The organism is Roseburia inulinivorans DSM 16841 (genome assembly GCF_000174195.1).
Lineage (GTDB): Bacteria > Bacillota > Clostridia > Lachnospirales > Lachnospiraceae > Roseburia > Roseburia inulinivorans.
Map to the genome: position 1 here is coordinate 25356 of NZ_ACFY01000144.1, position 21977 is coordinate 47332.

17 protein-coding genes and 2 pseudogenes are annotated in these 21977 nt (G+C 41.8%); 2 read left to right on the plus strand and 17 right to left on the minus strand.

The window, feature by feature from the left end:
• Positions 1–139: 139 nt before the first annotated feature.
• The 9 genes and pseudogenes from ROSEINA2194_RS22555 to ROSEINA2194_RS14965 all read right to left on the minus strand — a co-directional run bounded on the left by ROSEINA2194_RS22555 (position 140) and on the right by ROSEINA2194_RS14965 (position 8593).
• Positions 140–265 (minus strand): hypothetical protein, encoded by a 126-nt coding sequence (locus tag ROSEINA2194_RS22555; RefSeq protein WP_007889252.1) that lies wholly within the window; start codon positions 263–265, stop codon positions 140–142.
• The gene (locus tag ROSEINA2194_RS14930; RefSeq protein WP_044928370.1) at positions 262–2157 is read right to left on the minus strand and encodes a cadherin-like beta sandwich domain-containing protein; all 1896 of its coding nucleotides are present in this window, start codon (positions 2155–2157) and stop codon (positions 262–264) included. Before ROSEINA2194_RS14930 ends, ROSEINA2194_RS22555 begins: the two co-directional genes overlap by 4 nt.
• A 72-nt stretch (positions 2158–2229) precedes the next feature.
• On the minus strand, positions 2230–2439 hold the full coding sequence (locus tag ROSEINA2194_RS23650; protein WP_334292517.1) for a dockerin type I repeat-containing protein: 210 nt from the start codon (positions 2437–2439) through the stop codon (positions 2230–2232).
• A 325-nt stretch (positions 2440–2764) separates the two neighbouring features.
• Positions 2765–4555 (minus strand): annotated as a pseudogene (locus tag ROSEINA2194_RS14935) (N-acetylglucosaminidase); the annotation flags it as partial.
• Between the two features lie 292 nt (positions 4556–4847).
• Positions 4848–5951: pseudogene (tnpB, locus tag ROSEINA2194_RS14945) on the minus strand (IS200/IS605 family element RNA-guided endonuclease TnpB).
• A 17-nt stretch (positions 5952–5968) separates the two neighbouring features.
• Complete coding sequence (gene tnpA, locus ROSEINA2194_RS14950) at positions 5969–6364, minus strand: IS200/IS605 family transposase (protein WP_007889263.1); 396 nt, start codon at positions 6362–6364, stop codon at positions 5969–5971.
• Positions 6365–6447: 83 nt separating this feature from the next.
• Positions 6448–6636 (minus strand): hypothetical protein, encoded by a 189-nt coding sequence (locus ROSEINA2194_RS14955; RefSeq protein WP_007889265.1) that lies wholly within the window; start codon positions 6634–6636, stop codon positions 6448–6450.
• Positions 6617–6964: an HAD family hydrolase gene (locus ROSEINA2194_RS14960; protein ID WP_007889267.1), complete on the minus strand. Its 348-nt coding sequence runs from the start codon at positions 6962–6964 to the stop codon at positions 6617–6619. The genes ROSEINA2194_RS14955 and ROSEINA2194_RS14960 overlap by 20 nt, the downstream gene beginning before the upstream one ends.
• 144 nt (positions 6965–7108) lie before the next feature.
• A complete protein-coding gene (locus ROSEINA2194_RS14965; protein WP_007889269.1) occupies positions 7109–8593 on the minus strand; it encodes an AAA family ATPase in 1485 nt (494 codons plus the stop codon).
• Between the two features lie 432 nt (positions 8594–9025).
• Between ROSEINA2194_RS14965 and ROSEINA2194_RS14970 the strand changes: the two genes are divergently transcribed.
• Both ROSEINA2194_RS14970 and ROSEINA2194_RS14975 read left to right on the plus strand, forming a co-directional pair.
• The gene (locus ROSEINA2194_RS14970) at positions 9026–10249 is read left to right on the plus strand and encodes an HD-GYP domain-containing protein (RefSeq protein ID WP_007889271.1); all 1224 of its coding nucleotides are present in this window, start codon (positions 9026–9028) and stop codon (positions 10247–10249) included.
• 100 nt (positions 10250–10349) lie between these two features.
• The gene (locus tag ROSEINA2194_RS14975) at positions 10350–10868 is read left to right on the plus strand and encodes a peptidylprolyl isomerase (protein WP_007889273.1); all 519 of its coding nucleotides are present in this window, start codon (positions 10350–10352) and stop codon (positions 10866–10868) included.
• A gap of 90 nt (positions 10869–10958) precedes the next feature.
• On the opposite strand, the gene ROSEINA2194_RS14980 is transcribed toward ROSEINA2194_RS14975, so the two are convergent.
• The 8 genes from ROSEINA2194_RS14980 to ROSEINA2194_RS15015 all read right to left on the minus strand — a co-directional run bounded on the left by ROSEINA2194_RS14980 (position 10959) and on the right by ROSEINA2194_RS15015 (position 21972).
• On the minus strand, positions 10959–11546 hold the full coding sequence (locus ROSEINA2194_RS14980; protein WP_007889275.1) for a cytidylate kinase-like family protein: 588 nt from the start codon (positions 11544–11546) through the stop codon (positions 10959–10961).
• Between the two features lie 13 nt (positions 11547–11559).
• Positions 11560–12927, minus strand: a complete 1368-nt coding sequence (locus ROSEINA2194_RS14985) for an MATE family efflux transporter (protein WP_044928388.1) — start codon at positions 12925–12927, stop codon at positions 11560–11562.
• A gap of 327 nt (positions 12928–13254) precedes the next feature.
• Complete coding sequence (locus tag ROSEINA2194_RS14990) at positions 13255–14253, minus strand: PDDEXK nuclease domain-containing protein (protein WP_007889298.1); 999 nt, start codon at positions 14251–14253, stop codon at positions 13255–13257.
• Positions 14254–14436: 183 nt separating this feature from the next.
• Positions 14437–14757, minus strand: a complete 321-nt coding sequence (gene cas2 / locus ROSEINA2194_RS14995; RefSeq protein WP_007889302.1) for a CRISPR-associated endonuclease Cas2 — start codon at positions 14755–14757, stop codon at positions 14437–14439.
• Positions 14750–15655 carry a type II CRISPR-associated endonuclease Cas1 gene (cas1, locus tag ROSEINA2194_RS15000; protein WP_007889304.1) on the minus strand — a complete coding sequence of 302 codons (906 nt, stop codon included), beginning with the start codon at positions 15653–15655 and terminating at the stop codon, positions 14750–14752. Before cas1 ends, cas2 begins: the two co-directional genes overlap by 8 nt.
• An 18-nt stretch (positions 15656–15673) precedes the next feature.
• Entirely contained in the window at positions 15674–19096 is a 3423-nt protein-coding gene (cas9, locus tag ROSEINA2194_RS15005) for a type II CRISPR RNA-guided endonuclease Cas9 (protein ID WP_172727137.1), read from the minus strand.
• Positions 19097–19401: 305 nt separating this feature from the next.
• Positions 19402–19953 carry a hypothetical protein gene (locus ROSEINA2194_RS15010; protein WP_007889317.1) on the minus strand — a complete coding sequence of 184 codons (552 nt, stop codon included), beginning with the start codon at positions 19951–19953 and terminating at the stop codon, positions 19402–19404.
• Positions 19954–21972 carry an AAA family ATPase gene (locus ROSEINA2194_RS15015; RefSeq protein ID WP_007889322.1) on the minus strand — a complete coding sequence of 673 codons (2019 nt, stop codon included), beginning with the start codon at positions 21970–21972 and terminating at the stop codon, positions 19954–19956. It lies immediately after the preceding gene.
• Positions 21973–21977 lie beyond the last annotated feature (5 nt).

Sequence of the window (21977 nt, forward strand, 5' to 3'; positions counted from 1 at the left end):
AAGAAGCCAGGCACGACTGATGTCGCACCTGCCTTCTAAGTACCGGCGGTTCCCCAGTGTCTTTCATGTCTTTTGTCAATTTTTCACAATTCAATTTAGGTTTTTATGAGTTTTGCAATTATCTACATTTTACTTTATATTATAAATCATTTAAGTCGAAAACTTCCAATCTTTTTTCATTTTTTATAGAAGTTTCATTTTTTTGTTGTTCATCCATTTTCACATTTTCTGTGGATGATTCTTTCTCAGATGTTTCTTCTGTCACTGGTTTCTTAGACTGGGATGGAATTTCATCCTCATAATCATTCCATTCGCGGTAAGCCCTGTTGATTGGATGTTCTTCCTCGATGTACTCTTCCTCGTCATCGAAATAATCGTCCTCATCCTCATTTTTTCTTTTTTTCGGAATCCATGGAATTTTCCCAAGAAAGGTTTTTTCTCGGTTTCTGTCTCTTCGTTTGCTTCGTCGTCCTCGTTCTCTGGCTCGTCAAGCTCCGGATCGTTGTCCTCTGAGAGTTCGTCTTTTCCTTTTTTCTTTCTGCCAAAGAGCATGATATTCAGCATGATCACAACTGCGATTGCCAATACAAAAATAAGCACAGCGATCATGTTTCTGGAAAAGGATTTTGCATCTTTATATTTCTTTGAGAGTTCATCATACTCGCTCTGCAATGCTGCAAGATCATCCGAAGAAGAATCCGCTGTCTCGGTGATATTTCCATTGACACGCTGGTAAGTGCCTTCTGCTGCATCATACTGATACCAGCCTTCGGTTCCATCCTGGTTCACTCCATAAAAGATATAGAAATCAGATGCTTCCTCTCCATCCTCTATCGGAAGCTGGTAAGCGGTCATCACGGTATTTTCCGGCATTTGCAGGGACACCTGCACATAACTCTCCGGCAGTACCGAATCAAGCGGTGCCAAAAGTGGAATCACATAACTGCTCTCACCTGCAGTAAACTTCATAAAATCATAGACAACATCCCTAGTCTCATCATAAATAAAGAATCTGCCGGTCGTTGCGTCCACATTGTCTGTTTCCAGATAGATCAGAGAAATTGTTCCTTTGTCAAACGTCAGACCTCTGCATTCCGTTCCACGGAAATTAACTGTTGCTTCTGTAAAATCAGCCGGAATCTGTTCCTCTGTAAAATTGTCTGCGATATGGTAGGTCGTGTTACTGATCACAACATCTGCCGCTGATACCGGAGTTTCCGTTGTGTCCACTTCCTCAGTATCTTCTGGAGTCTCGCTGTCACCATTTCCGTCGTCTCCGTTTTCACCGCCTGTAGTTGTCGTCTCACTTCCGGTGGTTCCTGCTGCCTGTCTTGTCACAGTGATTTTATAAGTGGCTGTTGTTCCGTTTTCTGCCTTTACAACAATCTTCACAACATTCGCTCCGACGGCAAGATTCGTGTTTCCGGTAACCGATTCAACGGTTGCCTTTTCATTTACAGGCGTTGCACTGACCGCAATGCTTGTCACAGAATTATCCACAGCTGCCGTATACTTTGTTGTACTTCCCTTAAAAGCCGGAGACAATGTTCCCGGTGAGATTGTCAGTGCTTTTAAGGAATTATCTGCGGATAAAGCTGCCGTATTCGTATTACTTCCAGTATTGTTGTTACTTCCTGTGCCAGAACTGCTTCCATTTCCCGCATTTCCATTGCTGCCGGAGCTTCCGTTGTTACCGGCACTGCTGTTATTTCCTGTGTTGCTGCCTGCTGCTTCGTTTTTGACCGTCACAGAAGTGCTGCTGCCTGCCATGGAATCCAATTCTTCCGCGGTGCTGAAAATAACTCCATCTGTAGCAGAAAGGGATATGGATGCTTTCCCTGCAGCAATTGCTTTTAATGTCACACTGAAGCTGTCACTCGCTACCGAAATACTTCCGCCGCCACCGCCATAAGTTGCATTACAGCTCACAAACTCCAGAATGCCGGCATCATAGGTCAAAACCATATTGGCATATGCACTGTCCCCGGATGCACTTAATGCTTTTGCCGTTACCGTCACAGTCTGTCCGATATTCAGGGAACTGGCAGACACAGCGATCGTTGTTTTTCCGGAAGCCGCCTTGGCATGCATCTGCGGTGTCATAAGGCAGATGCATAATGTTAACAGTGTAATGATCACACCTAATTTCTTTTTCATTTTACTCTCCATTCTTATGTGTGAAAATTGTATTTTCTCACTAAAATAACTCTTTCTATCCACACAGCCCTATTACTGTTCAATCTGTGCTGCATTTATAATATGTTTCTGCAAAAGCACAAGGTCTTTTACGGAAACTTTTCCATCTCTGCTTATATCCGCAGCCGCTGCATACGCACCAGAAAGCTGTGATGTTCCAAGAATCTGTTTCTGCATCATGACCAGATCGACCACAGAGATTTTTTCCATCTCCATTGATGTCACCGTAAATGACAACGTCATACTGCTTCACCAGTGTTCCATTTGCATATACTGCAATTTTATTACCTGTTCCGACTGCACCGGTATTTTCTGTGCCATCTGCTTTCAGCACTTTGACCGTGCCGCTTCCCGCTGAGATATTGGCAAGTACAGAAGAAGCGCCTGTTCCCGGTGTAATACCTGTGATCACGGTATCTCCCAGTTTATAGGAGGTAGAAACGGATACGCCGTCCGCAACCGTTGTTCCACCACTTTCCGGTGTCTGGGTATTGTCTGCTGCCGGCTGCTGTCTTACCACATTGATCGTGTAGGTTTTTGCCGAACCGCTCTGTGACACACAAGTTACGTTGATCGCATTATTTCCATAATTCAATGCATAAGTTCCCGCCCCGGAAACTCCCGCTTTCGGTGCAACTGCCGAAGCACCTACATTGATCGAGCTTACCTCGGTTCCAACGATCACGGAATAATCGGTTACTGCTGCCTGGAAAGATGGTGTCAGTCCATATCCGCTTACGCTGAGAGAAGAGAGCCAGTTATTCGGATTACCACTGTCTGAAAACGTCACTGCTGACTCCGGCATATTGCTATACACCGGAATACGGAATATAAATCCCTGTGATTTATCCGCATAAGCGGTGCTCATTGTTTTTCCTTCTGACATTGCCGCCTGCACATTTGTCATGTACTGATGTGAGTATATGCTGTTCATATTCACCACATTAAATTTCTGGAAATATAAGGTGTTCTGCCCTTTTTTCACATAATTATTTCCAACGATACCAGCTCCACCATTAATTGATTTATAAATAGAATTCCAGTCGTTATTTTTCGCATAAATCAATCCGTTGACCGTCGCAGACGCAGACGATGTCGTATATGCTCCGATATTAAAGTAATTGTAATATCCATTATAGCCAGAGTAATTGCCAGAGATCAAAGGACTTGTCCCCTTATTTCCCTGCTCCTGCTTACATCTTGCAGCCAGATGATAAGGACTGACACTCATGTTCTGTCCCACTTCCATGAAAGTATCTGCATAGCTTCGCGATGCTCCGTCTGTATCGCTATAGTTTCCACTCATAAAACTGCCTGACAGAATATTTCCAACTCCTGTCACGTTCTGATATGGCGCATATTCTAACGTTTCAAACTGAAAAATATACGTGTCATTCAGGTAATTTCTCGGATCCATGCAATATGCTATGTAATTGGAGGAGGCACTTACCCAGCCTGCTCCGTCATAACCATACCATTTGTTGGTCGCCCAGTCATAAGCACCCGTCTCCGTTGACTTTCTCGCATCATTGGAAGAACTCTGCACCAGATTCCTTCCGACAACACTCTCATTTGCAATGACGGTATTCCAGTCTAGTCCTGTCTGTACCGGAACGAACTGCCAGTCTGGATACTTCTGGTGCAATGCCAGAAGCGAATTGCAGTAGCTGTCCGGAAATCCCGCTGCTTTTAACGATGCAACATACTCATCATCCGTCACCGTTGTGGTGTCTCCCTGCGATCCATCCGCAGAAGTCTGTCCGGTTACTGCCAGATAGGTTCCACAGATCCAGCCTGCATAATCCACACCATTCTTATTAAATGTCACATTGTACCACACAGTTCCATTTGTAGTTGTCTGTCCGAGTACATTGACTGTCTGATCTCTTTTTACCGTCGTGACCGGAGAATATGCCGTGCTCGCACCTGTCCTCACATAGACATTGCCGTTCGTGTTGGTGACAACTCCGGCTGCACCCTGCGCTGAATTATCTGTGATCGTACTTCCCGCAGAAGTATCCTCGGATGACAGTGTGATAAAATCGGATCTGATATAACCTGTCGATGACATTCCATTATAGGAAATCTGTACTTTATACCACTTCATTCCATCCGAACCATCCGCTTCATCGATCACGCGGACGGCTGTTCCAGCCGCCAGAGATGTGATTTTTTCGCCATTCACAGGCGATTTCCGCATCTGCACCGGGCCATCGTTCAATACTCCTGCCGTCTCTGTGTAGGCATAACTTTCCAACGGTTTTACCGTAATGACCGCAGTCGCTGCTGTCACACCAAAAATCGTTGCAAAGATAAAGCTCCGCCATTTTCTCTGTTTTATATTAAGGTTTCTTCTCATTTTTCCTCCAAATGCCTTCGGTACTTCCCCAAAAGGCACAGTAAATCAAGCTTATTATATGTAATTCACGATAGAGCGTCAACCTTAATCTGGTAAATATGGTAACTGATATGTATGATACAGCAAAGTACTCAGATACTGCCTGAGCAGTAACGATGTTTTGTCCTTTTTTCCACCTTATCATTGGTGAACTACCCATTGTCTTAAGCCAATGGGCTTCCTGCTTCATCGACCTCGTAACCTACTATCTCCACAGGCGTTAATTCGGGCAGTCCCTGCCCTATATATTTCTTTATGCTATTTGTCTTAATCCCTCTGTCAGTATATTTTTTGCGGCATTGATATCCCTGTCATGTTCCGCTCCGCATTTCGGACATATCCATGTCCTCACTGACAAATCTTTTGTATCTGGATTCTGATACCCGCAAACAGAACATAATTGACTGCTGGCATAAAATGTATCTATCTTGATGTATTTCCTGCCATTCCATTTTGCCTTATACTCTAACTGTCTTGTCAGCTCATACCATGATACATCACTTATGGCTTTTGCCAGATGATGATTTTTTACCATGTTTTTTATCTGTAAATTTTCTGAAACTATCACTTGGTTTTCGCTGATAATCTCATGTGAAACTTTATGTAGATAATCTTTTCTTATATTCCTTATTTTCTCATGGCATAATGCTATCTTTTTCTTTGTTTTATAATAGTTCTTACTTCTCTTTCCTTTATGTGACAGCTACCTTTGCAGCTTTACAAGCTGTTTCTCGTATTTTTTTATGATTTTTAGATTCTCATATGCCTTCCCATCAGAAGTAATGCATAAATCTTTAATTCCTAAATCAATTCCTATGTTATGATTTGTATGTGCCAGTTCCTTATGCTCCGTTTCTACAAGTATGGATACATAGTATTTTCCACTGGAAACCTGCGAAACGGTCGCTGACTTAATCTGCCCACTGTATTCCCTGTGTAACCTTGCTTTTACTGCTTTTAATTTTGGCAGTTTTATCTTCCCTGTCTCAAAATCTACCGCAATATTTCCATTTGTGAAGTTTGTTGTGTATGATTTATAGTTATCGTGTTTGCTCTTGAATTTCGGATATCCTGCATGCTCCTTAAAGAATTTTTGATATGCAACGTCCATGTTATAGATTGCGTTGGTCAGAGCAAATTTATCTATTTCTTTTAACCATTCATAGTCTTTCTTTAATTCTCTGTTACAGTAATTATTACAATCCGTTTTACTAACTGACTTTTTCTCTTTCTCGTATATTTCTTTCCGATATGCCAATGTCTGATTGTAAACAAAACGGCAACAGCCAAATGTTTTTGCAATCTGAATTCTTTGTTCGCTATTAGGATATATCCTGTATTTATATGCTTTTAACACCCACTGTCGCCACCTTCCTACCCTTGATTTTCTATATATTTTCTCAACATCTCTTCTGATACATTTCCTGCACTGCAGACAAAATATCCGTCCGTCCAAAAAGTATGTTCTTTCCAGAAATGTTTTCGTAGATAATCCGAATATCTTTTCCAAATATGATATGTTGTATAACTCTTCATCAGATTTACTATTTTACTGATAGACATTGTTGGTTCTGTTGCTATCATGTAATGAATATGATCTTTATCTGTCTCCATATATCTGATAATGACTTTATGCTTTTGACATATCTCATAAGAAAACTGCTTTATATCATCTGATATTTGTTTTGACATCAGCAATTTCTTTCTATACTTGCATACGAAAATAATATGATACTGTAACAAATATTTGTGTCTGTTTTTGATTTCCACGTTCCCATAACGCGAGTATAGCACAAACCTCCGCTTCCGGCTACCTTAACCCACCGTCTAAAGCCAGTGGGATTGCGGTAGCCCTATTTCAAAACTAACAATAATCCCCACAAAAGTCCTCCGATAGCCAGAAAGCTTCCCACGATCAAAGGCAGGTTATAAACATAAATCTTTGCCCCAGCCAGCACAACAATGCCAGCTACCATTCCAAGCGCTGCGATAAATGCAACAATACCGCATGTAAAAATAAATTCATAATCCAACTTTCTCATCCTTTTTTACCTCCCATGGAAAACAGCTTTTGTCATCAATATAAACATCCGCATAAATCTTTCTTCCGTCTGATCCGTACCTTTCGATAATCTCCGGCAGATTCTCATTCACTGCATCAAATTCCAGTTCCCACTTCCTGCACCATTCCACTGCTTCCTCTAACTGATTTCCACAGCGGCACGTCCACAAAATAATCTGGCGTCCCTGCCTTCTCAATCCTTTCAGCAGTTCAATCAGTGCTGTATTCGGCTGTCCGATCTTTGGGAAGCAGTCCGTACAAAGTGTTCCATCAAAGTCTACCGCAATAATCTGATATTCCGTTTTCATCTGCCATGCTCCTCACTTTCCGTCATTTTGCCCTCTTGCTGCTTCCCATTATCCATATTTTCTGTCCATTAATTCGGACAGTAAAAGACCACCTCACGAAAAATTTCATGAAGTGGTCTTTTTACCTTTCTTATATTTTGTTTTTTACGCAAATAATTTTTTTACCATTTCCGCATCAAACACAACCTGTTTTACATGGTCTACTTCAATCTGATACAGTGCATTGGCTGCTAGGTGCTCTGCCGCCTGCTCCAGATCACGGATTCCCGATGTATTCTTATACTGCTCGATCAGTTCATCCAGTCCCTCCCCGGTCAGAACGATCTCGCCCTGCAGCAATCCGATTCTCTTTAATACTTTTGGCAGTGCAAATTTGGAGAAAATGATTTTTTTCTCTTCCTGCGTATAATCCGGGATATCGATCACTGCAAAACGTGACATCAGCGGGGCGCTGATATCTTCTTTTACATTGGCAGTTGCAATCGGATAGACACCGCCGGTCGGAATCATACATTCCATATAGTTGTCTGTAAATCCAAGATTATCTAATAAGGTAAGAAGTACGTCCGCCGGATTGCCGTTTCCTTTTCCGGATGCAGCCTTATCAAGCTCGTTGATGATGAATACAAGGTTCGACTCGCCAGCCATGGAAAATGCATCCATAATAATACCAGGCTTCGCATTTCCGTAGATACGGGAGCTTCCGGTCAACTGCTCCGGGTCATTGATGGAACTCATATCGAGTGTCGTCCACGGCAGTTTTAAAATTCTTGCCACCGCATAGGCAATCTGCGATTTTCCGGTTCCTGCCGGTCCGACAAGCAGAAGTCCATACGCTGGAAGTGTGTGCGTGCGGTTGATCTGGATGATGGTCTCCATGATACGCTGTTTTACTTTTTCCATTCCGTATAGTTCTTCATCTAAAATCCTGCGCGCCTCCACCGGATCGATTGCTTCAAAATAATTATTTTTCCATTGGATATTCGTCATAATGGAAAGTGCACGCTGCGCGTGGCGGCGTTCCTCGGCAGACACTTCGCTGGAACGTGCAACTGCTAAATTTCTTCTCGCCCACAGTCTGATATTGTCCGGCATGGTTCTTCCTGCGCAGTTTAAGAAATCCGAAATACTCTGGATACTGGTAAGCTTCATGCTGTCGCCGCTCTCGTCTAACTCTTCGTCCTCATCCTCCTGCTCCGGTGCGCTGCTCGATAAAAGGCGTTCCATCACATACTGCAAAAATCCATCCGCTGCGGAAAGTTTCGTGCCGCCATGAAAAGCATTTTCCCTGATCTTGTACACGGCATAGCCGTCTGCCCTGTTTTCCCCAGACAAAAGAACGTTGATACGGTTCTCCCCAAGCCATTTGATCAAATTCACAAAACGTGCATCGATCCGCAGGATATTGGAACGAAATGTCTCGTCCTCCTCCTTAAACTCAAATGCTGTCCACTGGCTCTGGTTGCAAAATACTCCGGTGGAATGATGGCTCCACTGTTTTTGCTGATTGTCTAACACCAGGATCGGATCATCCGGTGTTTTTTCGGAACTGTCTGATGTAAATGCGGTATATGTACATACAAACGCTTCTTTTTCCTCTGAAGCGCTGCTGAAATCAAAAACTGGCATACTTTTTCTCTCCTTTGTTCTCCGATACTCTTTTTCTGTACTTATCAAACCATAAAACGAAAAAATTTACAAGGAAGTTTTTTGAGACACTTCATATAAAAATATGAAACTTCTGCTATTCCTGCTAAAACTAATCATGGTCATATGAATACTGTAACGAATATTGACGTTACTGTTCACTCAGCACCTGAACACCATGCTGTTCAGGTGCGTATGAACGTGATGCGGGTGTGAGCAGCCCCCTTTTGCGAAGCAAAACTTTATATGGGGCTGCGAAGTTACAGTTCGCAGGGTAACCTGTGAACTGTAACATATTGACAATATGGAAAACTGATTTTATAATCCAATAATAGGAATCATTACTATTTTAAGGAGGTTGATGAAATCTGGATATATCGCTTTATAAGCGGTCTGATTTCATTAAAATAAATCATGGAGATAGATATTATCGGTTTGATCAGTGCCTGCTCCTATGCTCTCGACTGCATCGAGGCAGAACTGGTAAACATTAAAAATAAACACGGAAAACGAGTGGCCTATATCAGTGTGCGCATGGGGCAGTATTTTGATCTCCCGGAGGATGCCCTGCAGGATCTCGCAATCTGCGCTCTGTTGCACGACAACGCCCTCACACAATATATTTCCGAGGAATTGCAGGAGCATTCCGCGGCAGACCTGACCGCTGACCTTGTGGCAAACACTACGAACCTGCATTGCATCTACGGCGAACAGAATCTTGCAAAAATCCCTTTTAAAACTGACGTTACCAATGCAATCCTATACCATCATGAGCACGCGGACGGCACCGGGCCATTTCACAAAAAATGGAATGAAGTTCCTCTGTCTGCGCGCATTATCCACCTTGCCGATGTGGTGGATATCATCGGGCACAGCGGTGCATTTGAAACACAGAGATGGGATGCCGTAAAGCAGTACTTAATCAGACACACGGATAAAATTTTTGATGCCGCATGCGTGGACGCTTTTTTCCATGCATTTTCAGAAAACGAATTTGCAGATTTCAAAGATGACGCCTTTGAAGATAAACTCTGGGAGATCGTTCCGAGGGAAAAACAGACCTTTGACTGGGAAACATGCAAAAATATTGCCAACTTTTTTGCACAGATTGTCGACTATAAATCTTCTTTTACAAGCAGACACTCCATCGGTGTCGCAGAGAAAGCCGCCGCATTTGCAGCGTACAACGGCTACGATCCCACACAGGTCCAGAAAATGTATCTGGCCGGCGCACTTCATGATATCGGCAAAATGGCAATCGACAATGATATTCTGGAAAAACCGGATAAGCTGACCGATGAAGAATTTTCAAAAATGAAAAACCATGCAGGATATACTTATCTGATTCTGTCCAATATCAACGATTTTGAAGACATCCGTGACTGGGCAGCATTCCACCACGAAAAACTGAACGGAAAAGGCTATCCTTTCGGCAAAACTGCCGCCGAATTAAACGAGCCGGAACGCATTATGGCGTGTATAGACATTTATCAGGCACTCACCGAAAGCCGCCCTTATAAACAGGGTTTTTCGCATGAAAAAACCTGCGATATTCTCGATGATATGGCAGACAAAGGCTTTATTGATGCCGGCATTGCACAAAAGATCAGAGTCTGCTTTCAGAATACAACGATCTGATTTTTTGCGTTTTATCTTTACGAAAACATATTTTTTCGTTACAATATGGTGTGTATATGAAAAATCACGATATCATATTCAATGAAAGGAATCAATTATTATGTCAAATCCAATTGTTACAATCGAGATGGAAAACGGCGATATCATGAAAGCAGAGCTTTATCCTGAAATCGCACCAAATACTGTAAACAACTTTATCAGTTTAGTAAAAAAAGGGTTTTATGACGGTGTCATCTTCCACCGTGTCATCAACGGTTTTATGATCCAGGGCGGCGATCCGGACGGAACCGGAATGGGTGGCCCGGGCTATGAAATCAAAGGAGAATTTTCCCAGAACGGTTTCAAAAATGACTTAAAACATTCTGAAGGTGTTTTATCCATGGCAAGAACTATGATCCCGGATTCTGCCGGTTCCCAGTTCTTCATCATGCACAAGAACTCTCCACACTTAGACGGCGCTTATGCTGCATTCGGTAAAGTGATCGATGGTATGGATGTTGTCAATAAAATTGCAGAAACAGCAACTGATTACTCTGACCGTCCATTACAGCCACAGGTAATGAAAACCGTGACAGTTGAAACTTTCGGGGTTGATTATCCGGAACCTGAGAAGTGTTAATTTAACAGAATTTCAGACATCATAAAAAAGGACTGGTTTTTGAGGGGACACCTCAAAAACCAGTTTTTTTTTATTGATCCATACTATTCTCTATTTTACGCACTCCATAATGATTTCCCCACACCTTTCATATCCAAGCTGCGAGCTGTTCAAAGATAATGTATAATTTTTTGCCATTCCCCATTTCTGGTCTGTGTAAAAATTATAGTTTGTTCTACGCCTTTTATCTGTTTCGGTTATCATTTTTGCAGCATCAGCTTCTGCGACATTGTATAGTTTACAGATACGCTGCACTTTTTCCGGCATATCCCCGTGTATAAAAACATTCAGCACATCCTCCCGGTCTTTTAAGATAAAATCCGCATTTCTTCCTATGATCACACAGCTTTCTTTTTCCGCAATTTTTAGGATCACGTTTCTCTGTGCTTCATACACCATATCTTCCACTGATTTCCCTGTGATATCACGTCCGGAAAATGCATAGGCAAATAAGCCTTTCTTCGGAGACAATTCCGCATTTTCCCGGATATATTCCGGTGAAAATCCTGACTGCTCTGCAATCTGTCCGATGATATCCTTGTCATAATAGGAAATCCCAAGTTTCTTTGCCACTTCTTCACCAATAAAGCGGCCGCCGCTTCCAAACTCTCTGCTGATCGTTATGATTCTCTTTTCCATAACTGACTCCTCCTTAACTTAAACTTTCTACCTTGTTTTTTCTGATCCTCTTCAACAATACATATCCCACCAGACATGCGGTAAGCTCGGTGATCGGAAATGCCCACCAGATCAACGAAACTCCCATCTGACCGTTTCTGACAAAAACAGAGAAAATGCCGGCCAGCGGTAATATAATTATAAGCTGTCTGAGCAGCGAGATCACAAGTGATTCCATACCACCGTCCAGTGCCTGATAAATTCCCTGATATGCCACATTGATTCCCGCAAAAATAAAGCTGATGGAGATGATTCTCATCGCTCCGATGAAATACTCTCTGGATTGCCCCGCATTAAATAACGTCGCAAAAGCACCTGGGAAAATTTCTGTGATCGCCACACCAACGACCATAAGTACGATCGTATAAATCAGTCCATACCTGATTCCGTCCTGAATCCTCTTTTTGCTGTGCATTCCGTAGGCAAACGCAATAATCGGTGTGATTGCATCCCTAAGTCCAAATGCGAGGAACAATACAAACTGCTGCACTTTATAGAACAATCCATATGCGGTCTGTGCTGACGGACTGAATTTTAAGATCAGATTCATCACATAAACCATGATAGACATCAATGCCTGTGCAATGATCGCTGGAAGTCCGATCGCATAGATTTCTTTTATAATTCCGGTATCAGGCTTCATGTATTCCACACCATGCTCAAACTCTTTATTTAATTTCATATGAAAAATAAATAATAATGCTGCCGATGCGACCTGACCAATTACAGTAGCATAGGCTGCGCCCTCCACGCCCATTTCAGGAACTGGTCCGATACCGTAAATCATGATCGGATCTAGAATTATATTTACGACCGCACCTACCACCTGACCGATCGTAGAATAAAGGGAACGTCCGGTCGCCTGTAATAATTTTTCAAATAATGAGAAGAAAATGATTCCAAATGAAACCACACAGCATATTCTTAAATAACTCATTCCCATTGAAATCACTCCCGGATCAATGGTCTGTGATGAAATGTATGCTCTTACTCCAAAAATTCCAAATAAGAAACATACCACATAAATAATTACTCCGAGAAATAAACTGTTGCCCGCCACTTTTGCAGCTTTTTTGGCATTTCCCTGTCCGAGTGTCCTTGCGAGAAGCGCATTGGTTCCGACACCTGTTCCAATTCCTACTGCCACCATAAGCATCTGTACCGGGAACACCAGTGTCAGTGCGTTAAGCGCCGCTTCACTTCCTACCTTCATGTTTCCAACAAAGGCACTGTCCACAATGTTGTAGACCGCCTGCAATGCCATCGATAAGATCATCGGTATTCCCATCTGCACCATAAGCCTATTGACCGGCATCTCCTTCATTTTGTTACTTTCTGACATACAATCCTCCTTGTTTTTCCGAAGGAAAAATCCGAACTCCATTGAGTGAGGAGAGGATTTATCCTCCTTGTTTGCGAAGCAAATGCGACTGCCCTTGCAGGAGCAGAGGATTTGACCTCCTTGTTTTGTGGCACAAAAAAAGTGTGTTTCTATCACAATAAGCTGGACTTACGCTGATAGGCTACACACTTTTTTCATGTCTTTCTATTAACTTTAAAATAAAAAAACGAGTAACATAACTGGATTTACGCTAGTCTGCTACTCGTTCAGGAATTATTATATTGATTGATTTGAAAAAAGTCAAACAGAAATTTTGTTACAATTTTCTTATTTAATCCGTTTCTGAATATCTTCAACAGACGGCAGCTGCTTTTCCAGATCATCCGGCAAACTGCTAGTTATTTTGTATTCGCTTACACCAATCGGCTTTGAAATATCCTTGAGCGAATATTCTGCGACCACATTGTTTTTGCTTTTACACAGAAGCAAACCAATCGACGGATTGTCCTGTTCTTTCTTCAAAATACCATCTACGGCCGACAGATAAAAATTTAGCTGACCGGCATATTCCGGCTTGAAGTCACCCGTTTTCAGTTCTATAACCACATAGCAACGAAGATTCAGATTATAGAACAGTAAATCAATGTAAAAATCATCACCACCTACATTCAGGGGATACTGATTTCCCAAAAATGCAAATCCCGTTCCAAGCTCTAAAAGAAGCTTTGTGACATCCCGAACCAGTGCCTGCTCAATGTCCCGTTCAAGCATATTTTCCCGAAAAGGAATGAAATCAAATACATATGGGTCTTTCATAGTCTGTACTGCCAACTCACTTTGTGGAGACGGTAGACGGTGTTCAAAATTTGTAACCTTATCCGCCAGAACCTGACGTTCATACAAACTACTTTCGATTTGATGAATCAAAACATTGTGTGACCATCCGTTTTCAGCCGTTTTTTCAATGTACCATATACGCTGTTGCGGGTCTTTGACTTTTTCCAAAATTGCAATATTATGAGACCACGGAATTTGTGCAGACACCGTCTGCACAAATTTCCGATCTGGATATGTCTCGGCAAATTTTGCCATGTATTTTAGATTACGAACAGAATATCCTTTACTCTCCGGGAATGCGATCCTAATATCAGTGGCAAGATTGTCAATAAACTTGTTGCCCCATGATTTATGCTCATTGATTACACAGCCTATATCATGATAAAGGAGCAGCATGTCTACGTTCGCATGAACTGCTGCACGGTATTGCGCAGCCTTGATTTCACTCTTAATATTTTCAATAATAGAAAGATACTCAGATGTATTCATTAGCACACACCTCACCTCACTTTCACATAATTCTTAACATTATTTTTCTCTCTTGCACTCATCGTCTGTTCTTCCATCTCAATTACTTGCTATCCTTTTTCGCTTTTTATAATTATATGCATATGTCTCGTTTCTATCAAAATAGTAAAGGAGCTACCGATAGATGGCAAGCCTGTGTGTTAGTTAAAAAATATTGATCAGTTCCGTAGATTCCGGTGAATCCGCAAATGTTTTTTCTCCCAATAAAACATCAATGGATTCAAACTGCTTTTCTGTCAGCGTAAGTGCCCGGACAGAGCCATTTTCCGGGAGATTCTGTTTCAGCCTCTGTCTGTGCATTGCAACAGAATCTGTTCCATTACAAATTCTTGAATACACGGACCACTGCATCATATTGTACCCATCTTTTATCAAAAATTTCCGGAATTTTGCGGCTGCTTTTTTCTCTTTTGCAGTGACGACCGGAAGATCAAAAAAGACAACAATTCTCATAAATTTATTCATAACTGTGTACCTGTAGCTGTATCAGTTCCGGCAGATCAAGCTCTGTCCGGTTTCCCTGTAATGCACTGCTGTAACTTGCAATCAACATATCAATACAGTTACTTACAATACGCATATCTCCTTTCACTGACATATCAAAATTTATAATTCCAAACAATCCCTTTTTCATTTCCGGTGTCAATGTACTGTCTATTTCTGAAATATCAAAATGACTGGAAACATATAGATCCACCAATGGCCGGAATGGCTCAATCATGTCATCTGCCAGATTATAATTATTCAGCTCGCTGTGATGAAAGATACCAATCGATGGTTCTAACCCGTAACATATGATGGAACGTGCGATCATTCCACGGATGATTGCATATCCATAATTCAATGCCGAGTTAATAATATGATCATTTCCTCTCGAAAACCCAAGTCCGTACATACATCGGAAATAGTATGCTGCCGCTTTGGCTTCCACATGTGTCCTGTCGCCGGACTGTACTTCCTTACACATTCTGAGAAGTTCCTCATGTCCATCCAGCTCCAGTAATTGCAGGCACAGTGCCTGATTTCGTATCTTCTGGATCACAACCTGCTGCCACAAACGCTTTTGCAATGGCTTTCCCGTCTCCATCTGATATTTTAAAATTTTAAAATGACGGCTGTGTCGCACCATTGGCAATAACACTGCATTTGGCAAATGTTTTTCATCACAGACATAAAGCGCAATACCGCTATCCGCAACTTTCTGTAACAGATAGGCAGATAATGTGACCGACTGATTTTCAATTAAAATACAGTTAATATCTTCCAGTGGAATATGCACCTCATCCCCGGCAGTCACAACTAACTGCTGATCCTGAATGCGGAGTTTCATATTACTGCTGATCATAATATTTCGAAATCCCATATGTTTCCCTCAATTTTTCTAATGAAATTCCTGGCGGTTCTCGTGGCGGACAACGGAAATATTTCCGAGGATGTCTACCTGGCATTTTTCAAAAATTTCCAGACTCTGAATTCCAAGTCCTCTAAATTTAAAATTACTGTCATTCGCAAAACCGGCAATACTTGCCGTTGCAATATCTGCCCCGGTGTAATACGCAAATATTTCTTTCTGCAGCAATAATCCACCATTTACCAGATTTGTTTTTATATCCTTTTTGCTCTTCACATGGATTAAATCCCTGGAATACAGACTAAAAACAAAATTGGCATCATCCATGACTCTCCACTCTGAATATGGTTTTGTGTGTGTTGCCGCCCTGTTCGGCAGCACCTTCCGTACCACATCCGCTGTATACACAGGCACGAAATAGTATTTTCCATTTTCCCGGAACACATCAATCCGCACCATCTCACCATTCGCAGCAATTCCTGTCCCACCACGAACCATAACACCGGAAGTCTGTTTCTTCTCAATCTTCACCTTGCGTACAACCGGACCTTCTGTACCGTCAGCTTTCGGCTTATGAAAATCTTCCGCGAATGCTTTCTTTCCATCATTTCCATGCAATAACAGTTGCCTTACCAATGCCTGATAAAGAAGCCTGTCGCTGTCTTTATCATAATATCCTTCAATCTCATTGTCTTTATTCAGTTTCAGATCCGTCAACGGAACTTTTGTTATCACCACACCACGCGTTTCATAATCTCTCGCACTTCTTATGGTTGCATCATGTGCCGAACCTGTCACCTTATGGTTTGGCATTCTGGATACAAAAAGTGGTCGTATATAATTGATATACCTGCCTTCTTCGATTGGGCTTTCCTCTTCTCCGTACATCCAGCCCGGATAATCAAGCTCTCTCTGAACATCCGCATGTGTCAGCAGGAAATTTTTTGGATCTTCATTCAGCAACCGAATATCTAATTCATCCCGGAAAGAATTCCATGGAAGTGGTACTTTCACGCCAAACTTTTCATCCCACTGCTCTCTTGTAAAATTGTCCCGATTCAGGATTTCTCCTGTTTCCTCATCTGGAAATTTGAAATTTCTGCTATAGGCAAGTTCCCTGCCCTGCATATATCTTGAGATTTTATGAATCATCCCATCTGTGCAGCATGCGATCACAACCGCATCCATTGCATGATGTCTGTCAGTCGAACGGTCTTTCTGCATCAGTCCCCAGCGTTTTCTGAGGTAAGATGTCACTGCTCCATTGACTGCCCACACCTGCTTTTTCTTTTCCGGATGATTGAATGGTTCCAATTCCAGATTCTGGCGGATCATATTATAAACTACTCTTGTAATATACTTGGTATCGTTTAAGTTTCTCTCCTTAAACTCTTTGCGTTCTTCCTCTGTAAAATTCTTCTTCAGTAATTTCTGCTGTTTCTTATAATCCCGGACAAGTAACCGGACGCTCGCTTCGTAATCTTCCCAGCGTTTTTCATCCGCTCCGAAGTATTCATATGGGGTACGATTTCCTTTCTGCCGGTTTTCCTGTGCAGTCACAAGCACCTTATTCCGGTAACTGTCGTCAAATGTGATACTGTACGGAAGAATATGGTCAATATCATACCCTCCATCAAATAATTCCTCCAATGGGATTTTCTTGCCGGAATACAGACAGTAACCTCCCTGATCATTCCACAAACGATATTTTAAAATATCCTGTCCGGTCGGGTTCTGTTTTCCTAATTCGATGATCTGCTGCTTTGCACGCTCATTCTCCTGCTGCCGCTTTTTCATCTCTTTTTCCAGATTCGTGCGATCCTGAAAGTTCTTTGACATCTCTCTTGCCAGCTCAATGTTGACCGCCTGCGGACTTCCATATTTCTGGATGATCGCATTGATGACTTTGATCGTCTGCGATACAGAACGTTTTACAACCGGGTTTGTGATGTCATTTACGATAGCATTGATTTCTTCCCCTTTTAATAAGTGCTTTTTGTTGCCATCATTCAACGCACGGAAATCATAACCTGCTGCTTCACAGGCTTTATCATAAATCAAACCATCTTCTAAATATGGCTGCATCTTTCTCATTGCCTTGAGCGATACTCTCTGATACTTTGCAGGGGAAAGATCCAGCAATCCATCGATTTCTTCTCCTGATAAGCCCAATTCTTTCAGGCGGCTGCTTCTGCTGTCATCATTCTTATAAGCAGTCAGTATCTCACCGATCCGGTCAAATAAGTCTGCCTTCTCTCCAACAGGCATTTCCTCAGTCCTGTCTTTCAGGCATTTAGAATACTCATAAGTCCAAAACATACTTGCAAATTTTGCTTTCTCGGTATCAAGGACTCTCTCTTCTTCCGTCTCTCCCTCTTTCTTTGCACTGTAATTTAAGCTGTTGAATTTTAAAGATGGATCTATGTTTAATTTTTTTCTTATCGTTCCATATTTCAACTCTTTGCTTGAAAGCAAAAGACCAATTATAGTCTTTCTTTCCTCTTCTGAAAAAAATCTGCCAGTTCCAAACTCATCGATCAGCTTCGTATGATTTATTTTCTGCAAAGCGACAAACAATTCCGCTGTATAAGTCGCCTTCGGTGCCCGATATTCGTCTTTTTCAAACGTACATTTTCCAACACGGTCGCCAAATCCTTCCATTGCATATGGGCTTGGCTTTCCGTCAGGCTGTAGTCCCGGTCCCATATCAAAGGAACGCTGGCTCGTCATAATCTCCACATAAGCTTCTTCTAATCCTTCGGTTGCTTTCTGATTTCCGTGAGCCCGCTGTGCAGCAAAAATAGCATGCACTTCCTCTACCAGCATTGACCGCAAAATGGTGTGCTTGTAATCATCCGGACGATTCCTTGGTGTCAGCACATATCCTTTTTCATTCCAGAGGCACTCCGTATGAAAAGCTTCATCCAGATACAGCATCTCCCCAACCGTGCGATAGCCTTTTTCCTGCATAATCTTCTGATTCTCTGTCGTTGCCTTTAATACTGCTCCGCCCTCTTTTTCCTTCGTCTCAGCCTTTCTGGTCGAGCGGAAACCGCGGTGCTTTGCAATATGGATCAGCACCTGTGCCAGTTCTTCGTCTTTCAACTTACGATCTAATCCCTCATATCGCAACTGATAGACATCCGGAAGATTTCCTTTATAATAACGCTCCATAAAGGAATCCATCTCGATCAATCCATTTTCCTGTAATAAAAACTTAATCCGCTCTAATCTGTGTCTTCTCCGTCTCAATCTTCTGCGGGTTGTCCTTGCATCCCGTCTGGGAGCTGCTAACGCATCACCATTTTTCGGATTCTCTGCCACATCAAAAATTCTTACCCCGAGATCTGTGATCCGTACCGGTTCATCCTGACTGTTATTCTGTAAAACTGCCCATCCCACCGATGTGATTCCGATGTCTAATCCGATTCTGTACTGAAAATTTTCCTCCATAATAAGTAACCCTTCCTTTCCATGTTCTGCATTCATCAACTACAGACATAACGTTACATGTAAAAATGTTTTTGCACTTCCGTTCTACATTGAACCTCTTTCGGGACAATGCCATTTATTTCATACGCTTGAATAAATACGGGTAAAAGATAATCCCATTCCGAAGAATGGGATTAGAGCTTTTAGGTTTACTACCTTATTGTAGTAACCGGTTATTATTTGGTATGTTGTAATTCCCTTTTATACTAATCCTTTTTCCGACATTTGTAAATACTTTTTTCTGTTTTTTGACAATATTTTTCATTTTAAATCTGAATTCTCACGGTTTCATCTTCATTTTCCGGAATAACGTTCATTTTCCCTGCACCATATCTTTCCATCAGTGCCATCAGATTTGCTGTTCTGTTATCACGAAACTTGTCATCCGGATCTGCCTTTCGTATGATAAGCTGTTCGTATAGCTCTTCCACCCCGCCGCGGACATAATCATTGAACATCTTTTTATACTGCTCAAATTCTTCCTTCGTCTGTGCCCCCTGAAAAGCTTTTTTCACACACTCTTCATCTGTCAGTGTTCCTCTGTAATTCAGCATGATCATCATCTGTAATATAAAATCCAGATTTTCCTTTTCTTTCAACATCTGTTCCGGGAAAATACTGCTTGTCTCAAATGGCGAATAATCTTCCTCTGCCTTTCTGTCTACACGAAACCCAACAATAGCTGCCGCCACATACAGATCGATCAGTCGCTTAAAATAAGTACGTTCTGTGTCATCTCTCACCCACAATTCCTGTGCCATCTTTGCATGCTTTCCTTTAAATTCAAACTCTTTCTTAAAAAACTCAAAATCAGCCATTTAAAGTTCCTCCATTTTTCTGATCAATGCGAAAGCTTCCTCAGCTTTTTTATCAATACAGTAAGCCGCACCTACATAAGAATCTAAACCTGTATATTTCCAGTCTTTTTTCAGCATAAAAAGGATCACCTGCTCCGAGACTTCCGGTAATACACCTGCGATCAGTTTGATATTTTCATCTCCCAGTTTTGAAAAAGGACCATCCAACACGATAGGCAGCGTATCTCCTTCAAGTTCACTGACTCCAAGCTTTTCCGCCTTTTTCTGTCTGCTGTACTCCATAACAGTCACAATAAATGCAAAATTACGGGCGATCTTCTCTCCCTCGGAAAGATTTTTTTCTTCCCGGTAGCCACGCTCCGTCTGATAAAGCATTTGTATTTCATACTGTTCGGTCAGCTGGATCTTTTTATCTTTCGCATTGAACATCTTTTCAAAATTAAGCTGCACATTTTTATTGAGTTCCAGAAATGTTTTCCGCTCTTTCTGTTCAAATTCTTTTTTCATCTTGGCATAAAGCGCTTCTGCAACTTCCAGACGTGCCCTCCACTTGCGGTTCTCTTCGTTTGCAGCTTCCCTCCTGCGCATGTTGTTTTCAATATTTTCAATCTCTTTTTTGTAGTTCGAAATTTTTCCTGTACACTCCCCTTTTTCCACACTCGTTTTTTCCATTTCGGAGCGGTAATGTCTTAACAATCTTCTTTTTTCTGCGAAATCAAATGACGCATCCATCCGCCGGTTCAAAATTTCAAGCTGATTACAGGTTTCTTCGTAATCGTGGACACTGTCATCCACATTCTGCGCCATTTCAATTAATTCTTCATAACTTCCATCGGTACGGTTTTTCCAGCGATTTCCGGTTCTCTCAAATTCTCCTAACAGCGATCCGATATCGGCAGGCGGAAGATAATTTCTCTGTTCTAAAAGACATTCCAGCTCATGGGAGCCTTCCGTAAGTGGCGTGCCACAGATACATCTGCCTGTCTTAATAATGTAATCGATCGTTCCCTGCCGCATATGCGGAATATCCCGTCTCTCCCCGGCAACAGCTTTCACCATTTTCACACACGCTTCAATGAGCGGCTGTGAGAACATCATATAGGCTTTGTCACTGATCTGTGACACTAAAGTTTTATAATGATTATTTGCCCTTTTCCTTTGTTCTTCCCTCACAATCTGCAGATTTTTTAACTTGCCCTGCAGCATTTCTGTACTCTTATTTTCTTCCAGATATTGTTCGATCTCATCACATTTCTTTTGATAATTTTTTATATTAATATCAATATTCTTAACATGCTCCTGTTCTTTTTCAATCATGTGCTCTATCCGCATCCGGTCATTTTCCAACGAATCATACATCATTCCATCACCGGTGATTTTACTTTTGAATTTTCGGGTGACAGAGTTAGATCCCATATCTTTCAGATGTAAAAGTGCTGCCTGATAGGAGGATAATCCAGTGAGACTATGTACGGATTCTTTGATATTTTCTCTGACACCGTTGACCGTGACATCACTCCAACGCTCACCATCAAACAGAAAGTAATGAGATAAATTTCTTGGAAATAGTTCATTTATAACATATTCCACCTGCCTCTCATCTACTTCTGTCACCACATCCGGTGCTTGAAGATCTGCTATCTTCATGGATACTTTTTTCTGAAATTCCCTGCATGTCATCTGTGGATAATTTCTGCTGTAAATTGTTTTCCGGCAGATCGTATACTGCTTTTCCTCATCGGCAGCCACAATCGTAACGGATACCGCTGCCTTACTGTCTGCATCCATGAACGCCAGAACATCATTATTTAAAAGCTGGTAGTCATCTGCATTTTTCCATTTCTCCATATTTACAGCTCCGTATAACCCGAAGCGGAAAGCCTGTGCAATCGTTGTTTTTCCAACAGTATTATCCCCCAATACTACTGTCACGTTTTTGCCCGGATCACAGCTGAATTCAATCGTGTTTACCCCTTTGTAACGCATAAAATTTTCCATTGTGATGCTTTTAAACTTCATGCTGC